This window comes from Brevundimonas sp. EU05-FHT14B11 (genome assembly GCF_058790835.1).
The window spans coordinates 1,301,864-1,323,320 of record NZ_JBYTCY010000001.1 but is presented as its reverse complement, the minus strand read 5'-3'; the positions used below and the strand labels follow the sequence as shown (position 1 = coordinate 1,323,320).

The window sequence follows — 21,457 nt, the reverse complement described above, 5'->3', positions numbered from 1 at the left end:
CCAGATTTCGTCCCTATTGAAAGGCTATGGCCCGCGCGCATGAACGCGTCGCCCGACATCCCGGCCGCAGGCCTCGAAGCGGTGTTCACCGAGATGCGCCCGGCGCTGATCCGGCGGGCGTCGGCCATGGGCGCGGGCGGCGACGCCGAGGACGTGGTCCAGGATGTCTGGCTCAAGATCGGCAACGCCGACGGGCCGGTCGCCAACCCCCAGGCCTATCTGCTGCGCATGGTCTACACCGCCGTGCTGGACCGGCGCCGCGGCGCGCGGCGGACGGCGGCGCGGGATGCGGCCTGGGCCAGCCCGGCCAACCTGCCCGAGGACGCCGTCGAACCGGCGGACGCGGAACGCCGCCTGATCGCGGTCCAGGCCTTGGCGGCGGTCGAGGCGCGCCTGGCCGCCGTCGGCGATCCGGCCGCGGCCATTTTCCGCCGGCACCGCATCGACGGCGTCACCCAGCGCCGGCTGGCCGAGGAATTCGGCATGGGCCTGAGCACCATCGAGAAGCATCTGCGCAAGGTCTATGCAGCGCTTCTGGATCTTGAGGGGGACGGGGCATGAGGCGAATCGGCTTCGGCGGCGTCCCGGGGGCATGGGGATGAGCGCCACGACCAGAATTATCGAACGTGACGCCCTGGACTGGCTGGTCCGGGTCAACGATCCCGACTTCGATCAGTGGGACGCCTGGGAGGCCTGGCTGGCCGCTGACGCGCGCCACGCCGAGGTCTATTGGCGGCTGGCCGAGGCCGAGGGCGACGCGGTCGAGGCGCTGAAGACGGCTCCCGCGCGGACCCTGCCGACGATGCGGGCCGGCCGCGGTTTCGTCTTCCCCCGCCGGGCCGTGATCGCGGCGGCGGTCGGCGTGCTGGCCCTCGGCGTGGCGTGGATCGGCTGGAGCGCCCGCCCGCAGCCGTGGCTGATCGAGACCGCGCCCGGCGAGCAGCGCACCGTCACCCTGGCCGACGGCTCCCAGGTCGTGCTGGACGGCGCGACCCGGCTGGCGCTGGATCGCCGCAAGCCGCGCCAGGTGTCGCTGGAGGCCGGACGCGCCCTGTTCGAGGTCGAGCACGACGACGCCCACCCCTTCCTCGTCGCGGTCGGCGACACGACCCTGACCGACCTCGGCACCGTCTTCGACGTGACCCGACTGCAGGACGGCGCGCGCGTCTCGGTGTCCGAAGGCAGCGTCCAGGTCGACGCCGGATCCGCCCGGACGGTCCTCAATCCCGGCGACAGCGTGGTCTCCAGCCTTCGGGGTCTTGAGCGCGGCTCGGTGGCGCCGGAAGACGTGGACAGCTGGCGCGAGGGTCGTCTGTCGTGGAACGACGAGCGCATGACCGTGGTGGCCCAGGACCTGGGCCGCGCCCTGAACCGGCCGGTCACCGTCGCCCCGGGGCTGGCCGACCGCCGCTTCAGCGGCAGTCTGACCACCACCGCCCCGACCGCCGACCAGAAGTCGCGGCTGGAACTGCTGCTCGGCGTCACCATCACGGAGGCGGGCGAGGGCTGGCGGCTGGAGCCGCGTCGGGCGCCGTGACGGTCGCCGCTTGGCTGGCGGTCGGGCTGCTGACGGCTCAGTCAGGCGCGCCACAGACGTTCGACGTGCGGGCCGGCCCCGCCGTCCCCGCCATCAACCGTCTGGCCTCCCAGGCCGGGATCGACGTGGTCATCGCCGCGGACCTGTCCGCCCGGCGGACGCCGGAGCTGCGCGGGCGGATGACGACGGAAGCGGCGCTTGAACGCCTGCTGCGTCCGCTGGGCGCCCGCGCCGTACGGATCGGCGACGGCGTCTACCGGATCGAAACCGCCCCACGCGCGCCGCTGCGCCCCGCCTCCCCGCCCCCGCTCCAACCCGTGCCCGCCGGACCGACGACGCTGAGCGAGGTCGTGGTCACCGCGGTTCCGCCGGTCGGGCTTCGCGACGGCGCCGGACGCAGCCTGCTGGCGCCGGGCGCGCTGGACCGGGTCGCGGGCGCGGCCGCCAGCGAGGCCGTGGCCGATCTGTCCGCGACGGTGGACTCCACGCGCCAGGGCCTCGGCCGCAACAAGCTATTCGTGCGGGGCCTGTCGGATTCGGCCATGAACGGACCGCTGCAGGCGACGGTCGGCCAGTATCTGGGCGACCTGCGGCTGAGCTACGGCTCCCCCGACCCCGACCTGGCCCTGATCGACGTTCGCCGGATCGAGGTGTTCGAAGGCCCGCAGGGCACCCGCTTCGGGGCCGGCTCCATCGGCGGCGTGCTGCGCATCCAGCCTGAATCCCCGGCCCTGTACGAAACCTCGGCCCGCCTCACCACCGGCGTGGGCGCGACCTCGGGCGGGTCGAACAGCGGCGAGGCGTCGCTGGTGGTCAACCAGACCCTCGGCGATCAGACCGCCGCGCGGCTGGTCGCCTACGTCCGCCACGACGGCGGCTTCCTCGACAACCCCGGCCGGGGCCGCCAGATGGACGGGGTCGACACCATCGGCGGCCGCGTCGCCCTGCGCTGGACCGACGAGACCTGGACCATCGACCTGGTCGGCCTGGCCCAGCGCGTCTCGGCCGACGACGCCCAGATCGTCGCCGTCGACGACAACAGCTTCAGTCGCTCCAGCCGGGTGCTCGAACCGTACGAAAGCACCATCGCCATCGCCGGACTGACCGCCCGCCGCCGGCTGGGCGGCGCCACCCTGACCTCAGCCACCAGCGTGTCGCGGCAGGAATTGATCGAACGGTTCGACGCCAGCCAGCCGGGCGATCCCTTCCCCAGCGCGGTCGACCGACGCCAGACCATCACGGCCCTCGCTTCCGAGGCGCGGGTCGAGATCACGTCCAGCGACGGCTGGACCCTGACCGGCGGCGGCACCGTCGCCCTGGGCGAAACCCTGGTCGAGCGCCGGCGGCTCACGCTGTCGCCGACCGACGCCAAGGCCGGCGGCGCGGACCTGAAGCGCAGTTTCGCGGAGGTCGCGGCCTTCGGCGAGGCGGCGCTCGCGCCCACGCCCTACTGGCGTGTCGCCCTCGGCGCCCGTCTGTCCGCCGTCCGCATCGACAGCGACATTCACGACGTCGTCGTCAATCTGCGGGTCGGAAGCGATCACCGGGGCGTCACCTACCGCCTGACCCCCAGCCTGTCGGCGCGCTGGGACGTGTCGCCCGCCGTCACCGTTTTCGGCCGGTTCGAACAGGCCGTGCGCCCCGCCGGGGTCAACGAGGCAGGCGGGGCCTTCGCCCGCTACCAGGGCGACCGGGTGACGCTGCTGGAGCTGGGCGCGCGCACCCGCGACGACTGGAACGGCCTGTCGGGTGAGGTGTCCGTGGGCTGGATGGACTGGCGCGACGTGCAGGCCGACATCGTCACCGAGGGCGGCGACCTGGTCACCGACAATGTCGGCGACGGGGTGATCCACTTCATCTCGTTGAAGGCGGCCTGGCGACCGGCCTCGAATTTCGAGGTGTCCGGCGGCGTGTTCCTCAACGAAAGCAGCCTGACCCGGACCCGCTTCAGCACCATCGGCGGCGGCACGACCGACATCCCCAACGTCGCCCCGGTGGGCGCCCAGATGAGCGTCGACTGGGAGGCGGGGTGGATCGCGACCCTGCCGCTGCGGCTGGGCGCCGACTTCCGCTACATCGGCCATTCGCGGCTCGGCGTCGGCCCGATGCTGGACGTGCCCCAGGGCGGCTACCTGCGCTCCGAGCTGACGGCGCGGCTGGGCGACGAACGCCGGGCCGTCACCGTGCGCCTGTCCAACCCCTTCGACACCACCGGCATCCGCTACGGCATCGGTTCGCCCTATCAGCTGTCCGAGCCGCAGGCCGTCCCGGTCCGGCCGCTGACGCTCCGGCTGACCTTCGACGCCGCCTTCTGAAGAAATTCGGACCGACGCCGTAAGGCGTCCCGCGCGACGCGGCGTCCTTAGAACAGGGCGGCGACTTCAGTGCGAGTATTTCATGATCAAGACCGTCATCGCGGCCTCGGCGCTCGTCACCGCCGACCGTGGGATCACAGACTTCTTCAGAACCGGCGGGTCGCGGGTCACCCCAGCCCCCCAAGGCCCCACCGGCGATCTTCGCCGCTTCTGAATGAAGGGATGGGCGCGCTGCATAGCCCCCGATTGGCGCGCCCATCCTCCCCCACATCATGGAACACGCTTCAAACACCGTCGGCGCGCACGCGCCGCGCCGGAGCCGCCTTGACCAACTCTATCGGCGCGACCCGCGCGCCGAGGGCCGGTTCTGGTATTCGGTCGTCACCACCGGCGTCTATTGCCGCCCGACCTGTCCGTCCCGGCATGCGCGGCCCGAGAACATCCGGCTGCACGACACCCTCGACGAGGCCCGCGCGACCGGCTTCCGCCCCTGTCTGCGCTGCCGTCCCGAAGCCCCCTCGCTGGGCGACCACCACCGGGACCTGATCCAGGCCGCCTGTAGGCTGATCGAGATCAGAGGCGCCGCCCCGCCCTCGCGCGATCTGGCCCGGGCCGTGGGGCTGAGTCCGTCGCACCTGTACCGGCTGTTTCGCCGTCTGACCGGCACGACCCCTTCGGCCTACGCCCGGGCCCTGCGCGCGCCGGATCGACCGAAGCCGACGGCGACGAGGCTCAGAAGCGTCGGCTTAGACTGAGGCGGACCGTGCGCCCCAGCGGGTCCTGATCGTCGCGGCCGTATCCCGGAACCGGTCGGCCGTCGCCGCGCGTGGCCTCGGGCCGCGCGTCGAACAGATTGTCGATCTGCAGCTCGATGCGCACGCCGCCGTCCCGCCGCGGCCTGGCGCCGTCCTGGGCGGCCGGGGCGGCGCGCTCCAGAAGATAGCTGATCTTGAGATCGATCGCCGCGAAGGCGGACCGCTCGATGTCGTTCGGCCCGTCCACCCCGATGTCGCGCCGGATGCGTGACGCGCTCTGCCAGCGCGCGCTCGCGTTCAGGCCCCAGTTCCCCCGACGGCCGTCGACCTGCAGGTTGACCTGCTGCCGCGGCGCCCCGCCGCCGTCGCCGGCCAGGCGGTCCAGCTCCGGCAGGCCCGGATGCAGGATGGCGGTGCTGGCCAGCTGCCAGGTGTGGTTGATCCCGAACTGCAGGGAGGGCGCGCCCGACCGCCGCCTCCCGCCTCCGAAGGGAACACTGAAGTTCAGGCCCGAGGTCAGGGTTTCCGACAGCGTCGAGCCGAGGTTGATCGGCCTCTGGTCGATGTTGACCAGCCGACCGCCCGGCTCCCGGATGAAGAGCTCCGGGAAGGCCGCCTCCACCGCCGGGGTGAGATCGGGAACCGGTCCGATGCCGTCGGTCGAACGGTTCCGCTGGAACCCGACACGGCCGCGCACGCCCCATGAGGTGAAGGGACCCGCCGACGCGGACAGGGAGAACCGCTCCAGCGTCTGGCCCCGCAGATCGGGATTGCCGCCCAGGATCGGCAGCACCTCCACGGACTCGCCGGTCTGGAAGTCGAACACCACCCGGGGCGGGCCGAAATAGACCGGGTCGAACCTCTGGGACGACGAGGGATTGTCGGTGGACCGGGACCACAGGCCGTTGAACCTCAGCTTGCGGACGGGCGCCCAGGCCAGGCCGACGTTCACCCCGTCGCCCCTTCCGGCGTCGTCATAGAAGCCGTCCGCCGTGACCCCGAGCGTCAGCGACAGGTCTCCCAGGGACAGGCCGCCGTCTTCCTCCGGCGACGCGGCCTTGAACAGGGGGATCGCCAGATTGCCCCTCAGATCCAGGGACTGGGTCGAGCGGGCGTCGGCCGCGTCGCGGGTCACGCGGGATCGGCCGTATCGCGCCGCCAGGGTGGTGACGACCGGGCCGGCCGGAAGCTCGATCAGGGGACGGTTGGCCTTCACGTCCGCGCCCATGGACAGGTTGCGCGAGCGGGAGTTCGCGATCCCCTCCTGCTCGGCGTCCGATATCGCCCCGCTCAGGCCGACCTGAACCGACCATCCCGCGGCGTCGCCGGTCACCCCGCCGGACAGGCCCAGGCTGTCGACGCTTCGCCGGGTCTCGACGGTCTCGGTCCCGGCCCGGGAGGTGAAGCGGTCGCGTTGGACCCGGGCGTCCCCGCTGAGGGAACTGGACCAGTCGCCGAACGCCTTCGTCATCGAGAAATTGGCGTTGACCGCGTCCGTCGCCGGCCGAAGGGTGACGCCGGCGCTTTCGGGATGGTCGCGCAGATAGTCCGGGCGCTCGTCGGCGCGAAGAGAGGTGTCCCGGGTCAGCTGGACGCCGAACTGGCGGGTGTCGCTTTCCACGATCTCGGACTGGCGGACGTCCAGGCCCAGGGACGAGTTCCCCCCCTGCGTCGGCGCCGAGGCCCTGACGAAGCTGTCGCGGCTGGTGAATCGCGGTTGCAGGACGATGTTCAGAACCCGGCGGGTCGGCGCCTCCCCGTACAGCGACGCGGCCTGCTGCGGCAGAACCTCGACCCGCACCAGGGCGTCGGTGGGAAAGCGCAGGAAGTCGCGCGCGTTCACGACCCGGCGGCCGTTGACGATGATCGCCGGCGTTTCGTCGAAGCCCAGGGACTGGCTCAGCCGCCCCAGCGCCTCTCCGATGTCGTAGGCGCCCAGGTTGTCGATCTCGGTCGCATCCAGCTCCATCTCGGGGGCCAGGGCCGCCGCGCCGCGGCGCGGGCCCACGACCACCATGCCCTCGATGTCGATGACGCCGGGATCCTGGACGGCGGCCCGCGGCTCTTCGCTGACGGGGGCTCGGGGAAGCACGTCAGGCGCGGTCGCGCCGGAAGGCGGTGCGGCGGATTGGGGCGCGGCGGCCTGGGGCGCGCCCAGCACGCTGGATACAACACAGATCAGCGGCAGCACGGCCATGCCGACGACCTAGCGGCGTCGCGCCGGATCGGCGCCGGGCTGCGGGCGCATTCGTCGATGATGGAGCGGGCGGAGGACGGAAAGCCAGGGCGCCATATACTATCCATCCTTGGCCAAGACGCCGCCGGTCCCGGGCGAAACGCCTCCGAGAAGACCGGAATACCGTCCAGGCCGCAACATGATCCCAAAAAGCGTCGCCAGACCTCCCGCACAACCCCAAGGCGGCGCGTGTGGAAGGCCTGGCGAACTATCAGCGATAGGACTGTCGGATTACGACAGCGTGATCGCGGAGTTTCCGGTCGTGGCGAAGCCCTCGATGTAGCAGGTCATCGGGAAGCCGAAGACCGTGCCCGCAATGCCCTGACGGGGGATGGTCAGGGTGTTGCCGACATAGGTGCCGGTGACGGTGCCGGCGCAGGTGCCCAGCAGCGAGACTGCGGAGATGCCCGTGACGGTGACGTTGGTGCCGCCGGTCGGGGTGATCGTCCAGTTGGAGTTGTTCAGGCCGACGTTGTCACACAGGCTGTCGCCGTCGAGCAGGGTGTTGGGCGGGCTGACGTCGATCACCGCGTTGGCGCCGCCGCTCGGCACCGAACCCGCGAAGCCATCGATATGGCAGGTCAGTTCCTGGGTCTGTTGGACGATGAACTCGGAGTCCACGATTTCGAAGGCGCCGGCGGGGCTGAACGACTGGGCGTTAGCGAACGAGGCGGCCGCCATGACGGCCACGAAACAGGAAACGGCTGAAGCGGTACGAATAATCATCAGAACCTCCCTTGTCTCCGCGTTGAGTGCGGATACAGAACGCTATCAACACCCATGAAAGTATTCAACCAGAAATCGGCATTTTAACTATCTTTACAACCTTAGCTATAAAGTATTCGTTGCACGATTCATCGCCTCGCAGAGAATAAACCCTGCGAGGCGACATCGATTTCTGAACAGAGGTCTAGAATCTTTTCGTTACGTTGAATCCAAAGATGCGAGGGTCGTTGATGAACACGTTCGTCGTCAGCATCGAGTCATCACTATTCGTGAATGCATCCACGATGGACTCGTTATCGAGCACGTTCTTGACGTAGGCGCTCAGGACCAGAGAGTTCTGGACGTTCTCGACAGAGATCGAGAGGTTCAGGTTGTCCCAACCTTTGATCCGGTCGTACTCGGTGTTGTAGACGCGGAAATAGCTCTCGGCCTGGCGGTAGTAGTCGCCGCGCAGCGTCGTTTCCCAATCCCCCATGAACCAGGTGTATTGGGCGCCGATGTTGGCGGTCCAGCGCGGCGCGTTCGGCAGCTCATTGCCGCTCAGGTCGTCGTAGAAGCCGCGCCCGCCGTTCGGGGCGTCCGTCAGCGGATTGTAGGTGAAGCCGTAGGTCTCATAGAAGCGGAAGCTGCTCTGGATCGCCGGCGTAAAGGTGCCGAACCGCGACGAGCCCGCGCACAGGGCGGCCAGGGCGTTCCACGCCTGGCTCGGATCGGGCTGCATCCTCAGGATGGTTTCCACGTGCCGGGTCGGCGCGACGCAGTTCGACGGCACCTGGATCCACGGCCGCAGCAGGGTCCAGTCCGCATTGCCCTGCGTCCGGTTCATCACGTCGATGGACTGCTCCCCGTCCCCGACCCGGGTCTTCAGGAAGCCGAGGTTGCCGTCGATGCGGAAATTCTCGGTGACCTGGAAGATGCCTTCGAGCTCCAGCCCCATGGAGGTGGCGTCGAAATTCTCGTTCAGGGAGATCCGGTCGACGATCTGCGAGACCTGGTAGTCTTTGTATTTATAGTAGAATGCGGTCGCGTTGAGCCGCACCCGCCCGTCGAAATAATCGCCCTTCACACCGATCTCGAGCGCGTCGACGTATTCCGGATCGAAGACCTCGGCCAGGGGCTGGTACTGGATCACCGCCGGGTTGATGTCGGCGCGGGGCGGGTTGGTGCCGCCGCCCTTGTAGCCGCGGGCGTAGGACCCGTAGACCATGACGTCTTCGTTGACGTGCCAGTCCAGGACCACCCGTCCGGTGACCGCGTCCCAGCTCTGTTCGATCGGATCCCCGGCGACGAAGCCGCGCCGCACCGTGCCGCCCGACGACGGACCGAAGCCCAGCTGGGTCCAGGTCCCCAGCAGAAGCTGGCTCGGATAGGGCGTCGTCGTCTTCGTGTCGCTGGTGTAGCGCAGGCCCAGCGTCAGCTTCAGATCGTCCCTCAGATCGATGTAGGACTCGCCGAAGATCGCCCAGGACTCGGTCTCGACCTCGTTCTTGCTGCGGAAATAGTTGTGCCCCTCGCCGTTGATGTTCCCGAGGGGATTGGGATCCACATAGATGCATTCGAAGTTGGTGACGCTGTCGTCGCAGGTGACCGGAATGCGGTTGGACAGCGCGCCGTTGTAGAAATACTCGGCTAGGAAGCTGAACAGGTTGTTGAAGACGAAGTAGTCGTCCTTCGTCTCGAACTTCAGGTAGTTCGCGCCGATATTGAAGTTGACGCCCGAGTCGAAATTCGTCTGCAGCCGGAGCTCCTGATAGAACTGGTTGTTCTCGGACCGGCTGAGATCCACCGACAGCATCCGGTTCGACGGGCCGAGCTGCGGATCGGTGTAGATGCCGCCCGGCGTCGCCGGGTTCGGGATCAGGACGCCCTGACGATTGTAGATCATCGAGCTGTCATTGAAGATCGGATTCGTGACGTACCGGTTGTAGTCCTGCGATGAGTAGTAATTGTCCTTGGTGTAGGCGGTCTGGGACACGATCTGGATTGTGTCGGTCGGGTTGAACTCCATGTTCAGCTGGAACACGTCGTTCTCGGCGCGGAACACCGGATCGTAGGACGTCGAGATCTCCCTCAGGTTCCGGCTCTGCGAAAGCCCCTCGTAGGGGTCCTGGTTCGCATTGACGAAGGTGAAGGACCTGCGCGTGGCGGCCACCGGGGTCGTGAAGCCGCTCGAGACGCCGAAGGCGCTGGCCAGGAACATCTGCGCCAGACCGGCCCCGTTCGGCACGCCATAGGCGGCGTCGTCATACAGGGAGCCCGCCTGGCAGCCCTGGCTCATCCGGCCCCGAAGCGAAACGTTGGTGACCGACTGCGCCCCGACCTGGGTCGGGCCCGGGTCGCGCGTACACAGCTGCTTGCCCGTGCGCGAGCGGTTGTCGTCCTCCTCGAAATGCTCCCAGATCAGGTTGGCGTTGAAGCGTTCGTTGGGCTCCCACGCTGCGGACACCCGGGTCGCCCACAGACTGCGGCCGTTCACGTCCGTGTCCAGGAAAGTGTTGTGGTCGAAGCCGTCGCGTTCGGTGAACGACCCGGCGGCGCGGATCCAGAAGGTGTCCGACACGGGGATGTTGATCATCGCCTGGCCGCGGGTCGAGACGTAGTTGCCCAGCTCGAACCGGGCCATGGCGTCGAAATTCGGCCCCGGCAGATTAGGGATCATATTGACCACGCCGGCCGTGGCGTTTCGTCCATACAGCGTGCCTTGCGGTCCGCGCAGCACCTCGACCCGGCTGACGTCCAGGTATTCCTGCTCGAACAGGCGGTTCCGGATCAGGGGGCTGTTGTTGAAGCTGACCGCCACGGCCGGGTCGGAAGCGGCCGAAATGGCCTTGGTCCCGATCCCCCGGATCGAGAAATTGTACATGCTGAAGTTGTTCTTGGAGAAGCTGACGTTCGGGACGGCGCGCAGCAGTTCCGAACCCCCTTCAATCCGCAGATCGTCCAGAACCTCGGCCGAAAAGGCCGACACCGCGATCGGCACGTCCTGGATCGCCTGCTCGCGCTTCTGGGCCGTGACGATGATCTCATCGAGGGTGGCGGCTCCCGGATCGGCTTGCGGTTCGGCGGTCTGGGCCAGGGCCGGCCCCGCCGCCATGAACAAGGCGGTAGCCGAGGCGGTGATAGCCAGACGCGCGCGAATACAGGCCGATGAAGCCATGGTGTCCCTCCCGAAACGCGCCATTCCCCAACAGCGCGCTAATGTACGTTTCCTCCCGTCTGGTCTTTTCCGCGTGATGGGACGGGACCATCAGCGGTTGCCTGCAACTTCGCACTACTAACTCATATGTCAATACCTACTGACAGCGATGTGCGTTGACCTTACGGCAACTTCCCGCATACTATTTACATCAATGTAAATCTTGACGATGGTCTACCGACGGGGGAGGATCGGATGAACTATGACGCCATCATCGTGGGCGCGGGCCTGGCCGGCCTGGTCGCGGCCAACGAACTGGTCCAGGCGGGCCGCCGCGTGGCCGTGGTGGATCAGGAGAACCCCGCCAACCTGGGCGGTCAGGCCTACTGGTCCTTCGGCGGCCTGTTCCTGGTCGACAGTCCCGAGCAGCGGCGGCTGGGCGTCCGCGACAGCGTCGACCTGGCCTGGTCGGACTGGCGGGGCAGCGCCCAATGGGACCGGCTGGACGGCCCTCTCGCCGAAGACGAGTGGGCCGCGCGCTGGGGCCGCGCCTATGTCGAGTTCGCGGCGGGCGAAAAGCGCGACTGGCTGCGCCGCCATGGCATCCGGCTGACCCCCATGGTCGGCTGGGCCGAGCGGGGCGACGGCCGGGCGGACGGCCACGGCAATTCCGTCCCGCGGTTCCACGTGGCCTGGGGCACCGGCACCGGCGTGTCCGAACCCTTCGCCCGGCGCGCGCTCAAGGCGGCGAAGCGCGGCCTTCTGACCTTCCACCATCGCTGCCGCGTCGATGCGCTGATCGTGGAGGCGGGACGCGTCACCGGGGTCTCGGGCGCGCGGCTTGAGCCGGACGATGCGCCGCGGGGCGCGCCGTCAAACCGGACAGAGGTCGAGGCCTTCGCCCTGCGCGCGCCTGTCGTGCTGATCGCCACGGGCGGCATCGGCGGAGACCATGATCAGGTGCGGCGCTTCTGGCCCGACCGGCTCGGGCCCCCGCCGGGCGAGATGCTCACCGGCGTGCCGGCCTATGTCGACGGGCGGCTGCTCGATATCGCCGAACAGGCCGGCGCCCGCCTCGTGAACCGAGACCGCATGTGGCACTACGTCGAGGGCGTCCGGAACTGGAACCCGGTCTGGCCCCGGCACGCCATCCGGATCCTGCCCGGGCCGTCGTCGATCTGGCTGGATGCGCTGGGACGGCGCCTGCCCTTCCCCGCCCTGCCAGGCTACGACACCGTCTCGACGCTGCGCCATCTGCGCACCACGCCCGACCTGACCGGGCACGACCATTCCTGGTTCATCCTCACCCAGAAGATCATTGAGAAGGAGTTCGCCCTCTCGGGCTCCGAACAGAACGGCGACATCACCTCGGGCAGCTGGCTGCGCGTGCTGAAGACCCGCCTGGGCAAGGGCGCGTCGCCCGAGGTCGAGGCCTTCAAGACCCGGGGCGCCGACTTCGTGGTCGCGGACGATCTCGAGACCCTGGTCGCGCGCATGAATGCGCTGACGCCGACGTCGCTGCTGGACCCCGACCTGGTACGCCGCCAGATCGAGGCCCGCGACGCCCAGATGGCCAACCCCTACGCCAAGGACGTCCAGATCCAGGGCATCCACAACGCGCGCCGCTATCCCGGCGACCGTCTGGCGCGGGTCGCTGAGCCGCACAGGATCCTCGACCCTGCCGCCGGTCCCCTGATCGGGGTCAGGCTGCATGTCCTGACGCGCAAGAGCCTGGGCGGCCTGCAGACCGACCTCGACAGCCGGGTCCTGCGCCCGGACGGCGCTGTCTTCGAAGGCCTCTACGCCGCCGGCGAGGCGGCCGGCTTTGGCGGCGGCGGCCTGCATGGCTACAACGCTCTGGAGGGCTCCTTCCTGGGGGGCTGCATCTTCTCCGGTCGGGCCGCGGGCCGGGCCATGGCCGCTATCGTCTGAGGGATCCCTGAATGGAATTCGCCGCCGTCGCACTGCCCCTGGCCCTCGGGGTGATCATGTTCGGCCTGGGGCTGGACCTCACGCCCGGCGACTTCGCCCGCGTCGCCAGACAGCCCAAGGCGGCCGGCGTCGCCCTCGCCTGCCAGCTGCTGCTGCCCGCGCTCTGCTTCGCCCTGGTGCTGCTGTTCCGCCTGCCGCCGATCCTGGCGGTGGGGATGATGCTGCTGGCGGCCTCGCCCGGCGGAACGACGGCGAACCTCTACAGCCACCTGTTCCGGGGCGACGTGGCGCTGAACATCTCGCTCACGGCGATCAACTCCGTCATCGCCGTGGTGACCCTGCCGGTCATCACCAACCTGGCCATCGCCTTCTTCCAGCCCGGCGACCTGTCCGTCGGCCTGCAGTTCAAGAAGACGCTGGAGGTCTTCCTGATCGTCCTGGCGCCGGTGGCGCTGGGCATGACCGTGCGGGCGCTGAAGCCGGCCTTCGCCAAGGCCATGGACAAGCCCGTGCGGATCGCCTCGGTGGCGATCCTCGCCCTGGTGATCGCCGGAGCGGCGGTGAACAGTTTCGACCTGCTGGCGTCCAATTTCGCCCTGCTGGGCGGGATCTCGGTCGCCTTCTGCGGTCTCAGCCTGGCGGTCGGCTACGTCGTGCCCCGCCTGCTGCGGATCGAACAGCCGCAGGCCGTCGCCAGCGCCTTCGAGGTCGGCATTCACAACGCCACCCTCGCCATCGTCGTCGCCCAGGCGGTGCTGGGGCGGCCGGACATGTCGCTGCCGGCTGCGGTCTACGGGGTGCTGATGTTCCCGGTGGCGGCGCTGTTCGGACTGTGGATCACCCGGCGGCGGGCCGCCTCAGCCGCGTAGGTCGCGCCGCAGCACCTTGCCGACCGCCGATTTGGGCAGGGGCTCGCTGCGGAACTCGACCAGCCGGGGGACCTTGTAGCCGGTCAGGTGCTCCCGGCAGTGGGCGATCAGGGCCTCCTGCGTCAGGGCGTCGGAGCGCGGCACGACGATGATCTTGACCCGCTCGCCCTGGACGGCGTCCGGCACGCCGATCGCGGCGACCTCCTCGACCATCGGGTGGGCGGCCACGACGTCCTCGATCTCGCTCGGATAGACGTTGAAGCCCGACACCAGGATCATGTCCTTGATCCGGTCGACCAGGCGGACCCGGCCGTCGGCCTGCATCACGCCGATGTCGCCGGTGCCCAGCCATCCGTCCGGCGACAGCACCTTCGCCGTCTCCTCCGGTCGGTTCCAGTAGCCCCGCATGACCTGCGGCCCGCGCACGCACAGTTCGCCCGGCTCCTCCAGGCCGCACCAGCCGCCGTCTTCCCGGCGCATCCGCACCTCGGTCGACGGCACGGGCAGGCCGACGGTCCCGTCGAACCCCATGCTCTCGGGCTGGTCCAGATCGACATAGCCGATGCACACAACCGGCGAGCATTCCGTCAGGCCGTAGCCCTCGATCAGCGGCGCCCCGGTGGCCGTCTGCCACGCCTCGGCGATCACGCGCTGGGTCGCCATGCCGCCGGCGATGGTCAGCTTCAGGTCGGAGAAGTCCCGGGTGCGGAAGCCCGGCGTGCTCAGCAGGCCGGCGAACAGGGTGTTCAGCCCGGCCATGCCCGTGAACCGCTCCTTGCGCAGCACCCATTCCACCCCTTTGGCGTCGCGCGGATTGGCGATCAGGATGTTGCGGCCGCCGACCCCGACGAACATCAGCAGGTTCGCCGTCAGGGAGAAGATATGGTAGAGCGGCAGCATGGTGACGTTGCCCACCGCCTGCTCCGGCGGGATCTGGCTCATCACCCACGCCCGCCCCTGCAGCACATTGGCCAGGACGTTGCGGTGGCTCAGCATCGCGCCCTTGGCGACGCCTGACGTGCCCCCGGTATATTGCAGGAAGGCCAGGTCGTCCGGGCGGCGCTCGACCGGCTGGAACCCCGTCCGCCGTCCCTGCGCCATCGCCCGTCCCCAGCGCTCGGCCTTCAGCACGCCGGTCGTCTTCCGGCCCGGCGCGCGCGCCGTCATGGCGTTCACCGCCCAGCGCCTGGGCGCCGGCATCATGTCGCCCATGCCGGTCAGCAGGACCTGACGGACGGCGGTGTCGCGCACCCCCTCTTCCAGCGTCGCGGCGAACAGGTCCATGGCCACCAGGACCACCGCCCCGCTGTCGGCCAGCTGATGCCTCAGCTCCCGGGCCGTGTAGAGCGGGTTCACATTGACCACCACGCCCCCGGCGAACAGGACCCCGAACAGGGCCACCGGATACTGCAGGCAGTTCGGCATCATCAGGGCGACCCGGTCGCCGGGCTCCACGCCCACCGACTGCAGCCAGCCCGCGAAGGCCTTCGCGTCCGCCAGGGCGCGGCTGTAGGTCACCTCCGCCCCCAGGCTGACGAACCCGACGCGGTCGGCGAAACGGCGCGAATCCGCCTCGAACAGCTGATGGACGCTCGACCAGCGCGCCAGGTCGTCCTCGATGCAGGCGGGCACGCCGGGCCGATAGGCCGCCGTCCAGAACCGGCCCCTCCACAGGGCATCGGCGGCGGCGTCCCCGGCGACGGTCGTCGTTTCCAGGAGCTCCAGCGTCACCGGACCCTGCGCCACGTCTGGGTGCGGCACAGCAGGCGCGCGATACACCCCCGCACGGCCAGGGAGTCGCCAGCCAGGGTCACCGTGCCGGTCGCGGCGCTCTGCCCGCTGTTCGGGTCGTACAGCGGGCCGGCCCGCCACTCGGTCGGGCCGCCGGTGAGGTTCTGCAGCACCGCCAGTCCCCGCAGGGGCCGGTCCCGAAGCGCGGCGTCGCGATTGCGGACGTCCCTCTGGTTCGGATCGCGCCGCAGCGGCGCGGCGTCGACCAGCCGTCCGCACAGGGTCGCGCCGCAGCGCTGGATTTCGACCACCCCGCCCTCGGCGGGCGTACGCCAGCGCCCGAGGATCGAAGCCTCCTGCGAGACCGCCGGCGATGTCGCCCCAACCAGTATCAGGGCGCCGACGACGGCCGCCCGGATCACCCCATCCTCCCGTAGGCGTTGCGGGCCTCGACCGGCACGCGCTCATACACGGTCGGCGCCGTCAGGTTCAGCCGCGCGCGGGCGCTCTCCAGCGGTTCGGCGAACAGGGCCTCGTAATCCAGGCCCGGCAACCAGGCCGCCCGGCGTCCGCGGACCCAGGCCTGCAGAATGGCGCGGGCGCAGGGATAGCCGGTCTTGGCCCTCACGAACTCCACCGCCACGCCCGCCGCGATCACGCCGAAGCCGGGGCTGCGGGTCTGCGGCAGCGAGAACGCCACCACGCAGGCTTCGCCCAGGGCGTCGGTCCTGTATCCGGTCAGCACATGCCAGATGTCGTGCACGTCGCGCAGACGCCGCGCGTACCAGGCGTGGGGGTGGGCCGCCTCGATATCGGTATCGGCCACCTTGCGGCTCTCGTCGGCCAGTCCGTAGGCGGAAAAATTGCGCTCCTCGATGAACGCCAGATAGGCCCGTCCAACGCTGCCTTCCGGGAAGGCGCGCAGCCAGTCCTTGTCCTGCAACCGGTCGGCCAGCTCCGTCATCAGGAAGGCCTGGCGTCCGCCGTCGGCCTGGTCCAGCATCTGCTGGTAGCCGCGGCGGACCGAGCCGCCCGCCAGGGCGTTCATGATCTCGAAGACCTGGGTGGTGTCTTCCTTGTCCGCGATCAGCCGGCGCAGGGCGCGCCAGGCGCGGACCGGTTGGACACGGCGGGGCTTCAGCCGCGTCGGGGGGCTCACGTTGCGATCGAACGCCATTTCCCCAACCATTGATTCGGCAGTCACTTGCTCTCTCCGCATGCTGGGCTTAACCAAGCCGCTTATCTACATGGATGTAACTTACATAGATGTCAATACCATCTCCACGCCGCCGCCGCCGCACGCCTGAAGAAGCGCGCCTAGAGGCGATCATGTGCGCGCGCGCGCGCCTGCTTTCGGGCGGGCCGGATGCGGTCACGCTCAAGGCCGTGGCGGACGACATCGGGGTGACGCACACCAACCTGATCCACCATTTCGGCTCGGCCGCCGGCCTGCAGTCGGCGCTGATGGGCTCGATGGTCGCGGACCTCGCCCAGGCGCTCGACACCGCCATCGTGCGCCTGCGCACCGACGAGGGCGCGCCGCTGGAGCTGGTCAACGCCGTGTTCGACGCCTTCGCGGAAGGCGGCGCGGGCAAGCTTGCGGCCTGGATCGTTCTGAAGGGCGACCTTTCCCAGCTGGAGCCCGTTCGGGACGCGGTGACCGGCCTGGTGCACGCCATCCAGGAGAAGCTCGGCGATCCCGACGGACAGGCCCACGCCCGCATCTCGGGCGCCGTCCTGTTCATCGCGCTCAGCGCCTTCGGCGAAGCCCTGATCGGCCCGCCCCTGCGCGATATGCTCGATCAGGACGAAGACTCGAGCCGCCGCGTCATCGCCGGCCTCCTGCCGCACTTCCTGCTGAAGCCCGCCCAGGCGGAGTGACCGCCCGCAGGCGTTCGCCTTCGGCCGCCCGACCCTCCACAGAGGGTGACAGACGCGCGCCCATGTGGCTTGCAAATCCGGACTGATCATTGCAGGTTCGGTTACGCAAGTGACGGAGAAAGAGCCATGACGGTCGTGCCCCTGCCCCCGAGACCCGCCAGAACCGCGGCGGCGAGCCCGGCGATCAGCATTCGGGAACTGGCGGCGCGGACAGGAACGACTCTTCGGGCGCTGCGGCACTATGAGGACATCGGCCTTCTGACCGCCGGACGCCGCCCCTCCGGCGCGCGGTGCTACGATTCGGAGCAGCGGCGCCGGGCGGCGCTGATCGCCCGGCTGCGCCGCCTGGGCATGCCGACGCCCGACATCGACGCCGCCCTGACGGCAGCCTCGGGCGATCAGATCGTCACCCGCTTCCTGTCGTCGGAGATCGCCGCCGCCGAGGCGCGCCTTCGGGACCTGCGCGCCGCCATTGACGAACTGGAGGCCGGCGGGCTGGAGGGCCTGGGGTCGGGGACCTCGCCCGCCTCCGTCGCCACGGTGGATCGCTCGGCGAGGCTGCGTCATGCCCGCTGACGCCCACCCCTCGGGTCGCCTTTCCGACCGCCACGTCCTGATCACCGGCGCCTCGTCCGGCATCGGCGAACACCTGGCCCGGGTCGCCGCGCGCGAGGGAGCCAGGGTCACCGTCGCCGCCCGCCGCACCGACCGCCTCGCCGCCGTGGTCGACGCCATCCGGGCCGAAGGCGGGGACGCCTTCGCCGTGGCCATGGACGTCGCCGACGAGGCCTCGGTCGTGGCCGGGGTCGCGGCGGCGGAGGCCGCCCTCGGCCCGCTGCACACCGCCTACGCCAACGCCGGGATCGGGCTGCCGGGACTGGCGCTGGACGCCCCCGTCGCCGAGTTCGACCAGATGTTCGCCGTCAATGTGCGCGGCGCCTTCCTGACCGCCCGCGAGGCGGCCCGGGCGATGAAGGCCAACGGCGCGGCCGGGGCCGGTCGCGGCCGCATCGTGCTGATCGCCTCCATCGGCGCGCAACAGCAGCTTCCCGGCCTCAGCGGCTATTGCGCCTCCAAGGCGGCCGTCGTCTCCCTGGGCAAGTCGCTGGCCCGCGAATGGGCGCGCGAGGGGATCAACGTCAACTCGGTCTGCCCCGGCTATCTGGAGACCGAAATGAACTCGGACTGGTTCTCCAGCCCGGGCGGCGAGAAACAGATCCGGGGCTTCCCGCGCCGTCGGCTGATGCCGGGCGACGGACTGGATCCGACCCTGATCCTGCTGGGCTCGGACGAGGCCGCCCCGATCACCGGCGGGGTCTTCATCATCGACGACGGCCAGTCCCTGTGAGCGACGGCCCTGTAAGTGCTGACGGCGGCGTGCGCGCCGGGTTCGAACTGGACGCGGCCGCGCTGGCGGACTGGATGCGGGCCCAAATGGACCTGCCGCCCGGCCCCCTGCGGATCAGCCAGTTCTCGGGCGGCCAGTCCAACCCCACCTATCGCGTCCAGGCGGGCGACCGCAGCTTCGTCCTGCGCCGCAAGCCGCCCGGCCCCCTGCTCAAGGGCGCCCACGACGTGCTGCGGGAAGCCCGGGTCATGGGCGCGCTGGGCCAGGCGGGCTTTCCCGTGCCGCGCATCCTCGGCGTCTGCGAGGACCCGCAGGTGCTGGGCACGGCCTTCTATCTGATGGACCATGTCGAGGGCCGGATCGTCTGGGACCCCACTACGGACATCGCCTCCCCGCAGGAACGCGCCGCGACGTTCGACGCCATGAACGCCACCCTGGCCGGCCTGCATGCCCTCGACATCGACGCCCTGGGCCTGGGCGACTACGGCCGGCGCGGCGGGTTCGTGGCGCGGCAGACGGCGCTGTGGACCCGCCAGTACCGCGAGGACGTGGACGCCGGGCGCGACCCGAACATGGACGCCCTGATCGACTGGCTGGCCGAACGGGACCTGTCCGACGAGACCTCGGTCATCCACGGCGACTTCCGCATCGACAACCTGATCCTGCGGCCCGACCGGCCCGAGGTGGCGGCGGTGATCGACTGGGAGCTGTCGACGCTCGGCCATCCGCTGGCCGACTTCGCCTATCACCTGATGATGTACCGCATGCCGCCGCATCTGGGCGGTCTGGCCGGACGCGACCTCCAGGCCCTGGGAATCCCGGAAGAAGCGGACTACGTCGAGGCCTACGCCCGGCGGACGGGGCGCAGCGCCCTGCCCGATCTTGATGTCTTCGTGGCCTTCAACATGTTCCGCTTCGCCGCCATCATCCACGGCATCCGGGGCCGGGTGATCCGCGGCAACGCCGTCTCGCCCAAGGCCCGCAAGCGCGCGGACGAGTTCCCCGAACTGGCGCGGCTGGCGTGGGAACAGGCGCAACGCGCGCGTTAGGGAACGATCACCTCAGCATCGTCGGCATACAGCCGCGCCACATCCCCGGCGCGGTTGCGCAGGACCATGTTGCGATTGATCGACCCCTTGTCCGAGACCTCGTGGCCTTCCACGTCCGGCGGCGTGTCGAGGAACAGCAGGCCGGCCAGCCGCTCGCTCTGGCCGGTGTGGGTCGCGTTGTAGCGGCGCAGGCCCTCGGCCACGGCGGCGCGCACGGCGGCGGCATCTCCCAGCCGGCGCACGCCTTCCGGATCGGCCCAGGCCAGGACCTTCAACGCCGTCTGCCCCTCGCCGCAGATCACCACGTCACGGAACACACCCGGCAGGGCCTCCAGCAGGTCGCTGCGCAGCCGGCCCGCCGCCACGAAGGTGCCGTTGGCCAGCTTGAACTGCTCCACCCGCCGCCCGGCGAAGAACAGGCCCAGCTCGGGGTCGTCCCGGTCGTGGAAGTCGGCCATGTCGTCCATGCGCAGGAAGCCGTCCTCGTCGAAGACCTCGCGCGTCCGGTCGTCGTCGCCGAAATAGCCGGGCGTCACGCTGGGCGCCTTGACCCGCACCTCATAGGCGCCGTCGGCCGGCACCAGCTTCAGCGACGCGCCGGGCACCGGCAAGCCTATGCCGACGCGGGTGCTCTCCCACCAGGTGTAGCTGATCGCAGAGCCGGTCTCGGTCGAGCCGTAGCCGGACACGAACATGAACCGCTGCCCCGTCGTGGCGACCGCCAGCCGCTGCAGCCGGTCGTGCAGGGGCTGGGGCAGCCCCGCCCCGCCGAACAGCATGACCCTGAGCTCGCTGAAGAAGGTCCGGCGCAGCGCCTCGTCCGCCTCCAGCGCATCGGCCAGCATGGCGTAGCCCGAAGGCATGGTGCCGTAGAAGCGCACCGGGACCTCGCGCAGGTTCCTCAGCGTCGCCGCGAACTGCGCTGGCGTCGGACGGCCGTCGTCGATGTGCAGCGTCCCGCCCAGCCAGGTGATGTTGGTCAGCAGGGACGAGCCGGCGATATGGCTCCACGGCAGCCAGTCCAGCATGACCCCGCCCCAGTCGAAGGCGTCGCCCATGGCCTGCGCCCCGCTGGCCGTATTGCCGGTCATCATGGCCTGGGTGTGGATCACCGCCTTGGGCCGCCCGGTCGAGCCGGAGGTCAGCAGGTAGCGGGCGGGCGCCGTCGGATCCAGCGCCTCGACCGCGCGGCCGACGCCCGCCACGTCCGGCGCCCACAGCACCTCGGCCATATCGACCGCTTCGCCCGCGAAGGCGTCGGGGGCGCCGGTGACGATGATCGCATCGTCCGGCGCGATGGCCTCGGCGGCGCGCGCATAGTCGGCGGTCTCGGCGAAGATCACCGCCGGCTTCACCAGATCGACCACATGCCGCAGCCGCTCGAAGTCGGCGCTCAGCAGGGAATAGTTGGTGCTGACCGAACAGATCGGCACGCCTGCGGCCATGGCCCCGAACATCCACAAGGCATGGGCCAGGGTGTTGCCGGACAGGACCAGGATCGAGCGGCCAGGCGCAACGCCCTGCGCCTTCAGCCAGGTCGCCACGGCCGAAACGTCGGTTCGCGCCTGGCCGTAGGAGAGCCGCCGCCAGCCCTCGCCGTCCCGCTCGGCGATCCAGGTCTTCTGCGCCTGCGTCTCGCCGTGCGACCAGAACCGGCGCAGCAGATTCCGCTCATACGGCGCCAGCGGCGCGCGGGCCGACAGGATCAGGGTTCCGTCGTCCCGGCGCTCGATCTCCAGCCCCACGTCGCCGAAGCGGATGGGCCGGCACGGCGCCCGATGGAAGTCCTCGACCAGATCCAGCACGCCACTCTCCCATACACGTCCGGTATTCCGGATCGGCCTTCATCCTAGCGTTCCGGACTGACTTGCAAAACAGGATTTATCGCCCTGATCACGCCCTTGCGTCACCGGACCTGCGATTCAGTGTCCGGAGTGCTAGA

Annotated in this window: 18 protein-coding genes; 11 read left to right on the top strand and 7 right to left on the bottom strand. The window is 69.7% G+C overall.

Annotated features, from left to right (window positions below; genetic code table 11):
- The first annotated feature begins 39 nt into the window (after positions 1-39).
- From AC3WRV_RS06610 to AC3WRV_RS06590, 5 genes are all read left to right on the top strand, one after another.
- A complete protein-coding gene (locus AC3WRV_RS06610; RefSeq protein WP_492312602.1) occupies positions 40-561 on the top strand; it encodes an RNA polymerase sigma factor in 522 nt (173 codons plus the stop codon).
- A 37-nt stretch (positions 562-598) separates the two neighbouring features.
- Positions 599-1,537, top strand: a complete 939-nt coding sequence (locus AC3WRV_RS06605; protein ID WP_492312601.1) for a FecR family protein — start codon at positions 599-601, stop codon at positions 1,535-1,537.
- A complete protein-coding gene (locus tag AC3WRV_RS06600; protein WP_492312600.1) occupies positions 1,534-3,852 on the top strand; it encodes a TonB-dependent receptor in 2,319 nt (772 codons plus the stop codon). Before AC3WRV_RS06605 ends, AC3WRV_RS06600 begins: the two co-directional genes overlap by 4 nt.
- Before the next feature lie 82 nt (positions 3,853-3,934).
- Positions 3,935-4,066, top strand: coding sequence for a hypothetical protein (locus AC3WRV_RS06595; protein WP_291836832.1), 132 nt, complete (start codon positions 3,935-3,937; stop codon positions 4,064-4,066).
- A gap of 58 nt (positions 4,067-4,124) precedes the next feature.
- On the top strand, positions 4,125-4,607 hold the full coding sequence (locus tag AC3WRV_RS06590; RefSeq protein ID WP_492312599.1) for an Ada metal-binding domain-containing protein: 483 nt from the start codon (positions 4,125-4,127) through the stop codon (positions 4,605-4,607).
- Here the strand turns inward: AC3WRV_RS06590 and AC3WRV_RS06585 are convergent.
- The 3 genes from AC3WRV_RS06585 to AC3WRV_RS06575 form a co-directional block, all read right to left on the bottom strand.
- Complete coding sequence (locus tag AC3WRV_RS06585; protein ID WP_492312598.1) at positions 4,585-6,804, bottom strand: TonB-dependent receptor; 2,220 nt, start codon at positions 6,802-6,804, stop codon at positions 4,585-4,587. The two genes, AC3WRV_RS06590 and AC3WRV_RS06585, sit on opposite strands and share 23 nt — an antisense overlap.
- A 270-nt stretch (positions 6,805-7,074) precedes the next feature.
- Entirely contained in the window at positions 7,075-7,569 is a 495-nt protein-coding gene (locus tag AC3WRV_RS06580; RefSeq protein ID WP_291836838.1) for a PraA/PraB family alkane oxidation protein activator, read from the bottom strand.
- Positions 7,570-7,753: 184 nt separating this feature from the next.
- Complete coding sequence (locus AC3WRV_RS06575; protein WP_492312597.1) at positions 7,754-10,726, bottom strand: TonB-dependent receptor; 2,973 nt, start codon at positions 10,724-10,726, stop codon at positions 7,754-7,756.
- Between the two features lie 234 nt (positions 10,727-10,960).
- Here AC3WRV_RS06575 and AC3WRV_RS06570 point away from each other — a divergent pair, with 234 nt between their 5' ends.
- Together AC3WRV_RS06570 and AC3WRV_RS06565 are read left to right on the top strand one after the other, a co-directional pair.
- On the top strand, positions 10,961-12,637 hold the full coding sequence (locus AC3WRV_RS06570) for an FAD-binding dehydrogenase (protein WP_492312596.1): 1,677 nt from the start codon (positions 10,961-10,963) through the stop codon (positions 12,635-12,637).
- A gap of 11 nt (positions 12,638-12,648) precedes the next feature.
- The gene (locus AC3WRV_RS06565; RefSeq protein WP_492312595.1) at positions 12,649-13,506 is read left to right on the top strand and encodes a bile acid:sodium symporter family protein; all 858 of its coding nucleotides are present in this window, start codon (positions 12,649-12,651) and stop codon (positions 13,504-13,506) included.
- On the opposite strand, the gene AC3WRV_RS06560 is transcribed toward AC3WRV_RS06565, so the two are convergent.
- From AC3WRV_RS06560 to AC3WRV_RS06550, 3 genes are read right to left on the bottom strand one after another with little or no spacing between them, the layout of a single operon-like run.
- Positions 13,495-15,237, bottom strand: a complete 1,743-nt coding sequence (locus AC3WRV_RS06560) for an AMP-binding protein (RefSeq protein ID WP_492312594.1) — start codon at positions 15,235-15,237, stop codon at positions 13,495-13,497. The two genes, AC3WRV_RS06565 and AC3WRV_RS06560, sit on opposite strands and share 12 nt — an antisense overlap.
- Complete coding sequence (locus tag AC3WRV_RS06555) at positions 15,234-15,659, bottom strand: DUF2147 domain-containing protein (protein ID WP_492312593.1); 426 nt, start codon at positions 15,657-15,659, stop codon at positions 15,234-15,236. The genes AC3WRV_RS06560 and AC3WRV_RS06555 overlap by 4 nt, the downstream gene beginning before the upstream one ends.
- Entirely contained in the window at positions 15,656-16,396 is a 741-nt protein-coding gene (locus tag AC3WRV_RS06550; protein ID WP_492312592.1) for a Coq4 family protein, read from the bottom strand. Before AC3WRV_RS06550 ends, AC3WRV_RS06555 begins: the two co-directional genes overlap by 4 nt.
- Positions 16,397-16,503: 107 nt before the next feature.
- Here AC3WRV_RS06550 and AC3WRV_RS06545 point away from each other — a divergent pair, with 107 nt between their 5' ends.
- The 4 genes from AC3WRV_RS06545 (at position 16,504) to AC3WRV_RS06530 (ending at position 19,515) form a co-directional block, all read left to right on the top strand.
- Positions 16,504-17,118, top strand: a complete 615-nt coding sequence (locus AC3WRV_RS06545; protein ID WP_291833437.1) for a TetR/AcrR family transcriptional regulator — start codon at positions 16,504-16,506, stop codon at positions 17,116-17,118.
- A gap of 126 nt (positions 17,119-17,244) precedes the next feature.
- Positions 17,245-17,694 (top strand): MerR family transcriptional regulator, encoded by a 450-nt coding sequence (locus AC3WRV_RS06540; RefSeq protein WP_492312591.1) that lies wholly within the window; start codon positions 17,245-17,247, stop codon positions 17,692-17,694.
- Positions 17,684-18,466, top strand: coding sequence for an SDR family NAD(P)-dependent oxidoreductase (locus AC3WRV_RS06535; protein ID WP_492312590.1), 783 nt, complete (start codon positions 17,684-17,686; stop codon positions 18,464-18,466). The genes AC3WRV_RS06540 and AC3WRV_RS06535 overlap by 11 nt, the downstream gene beginning before the upstream one ends.
- Positions 18,463-19,515: a phosphotransferase family protein gene (locus tag AC3WRV_RS06530; RefSeq protein WP_492312589.1), complete on the top strand. Its 1,053-nt coding sequence runs from the start codon at positions 18,463-18,465 to the stop codon at positions 19,513-19,515. The genes AC3WRV_RS06535 and AC3WRV_RS06530 overlap by 4 nt, the downstream gene beginning before the upstream one ends.
- Here the strand turns inward: AC3WRV_RS06530 and AC3WRV_RS06525 are convergent.
- The gene (locus tag AC3WRV_RS06525) at positions 19,512-21,320 is read right to left on the bottom strand and encodes an AMP-binding protein (RefSeq protein ID WP_492312588.1); all 1,809 of its coding nucleotides are present in this window, start codon (positions 21,318-21,320) and stop codon (positions 19,512-19,514) included. The two genes, AC3WRV_RS06530 and AC3WRV_RS06525, sit on opposite strands and share 4 nt — an antisense overlap.
- Positions 21,321-21,457: the final 137 nt, after the last annotated feature.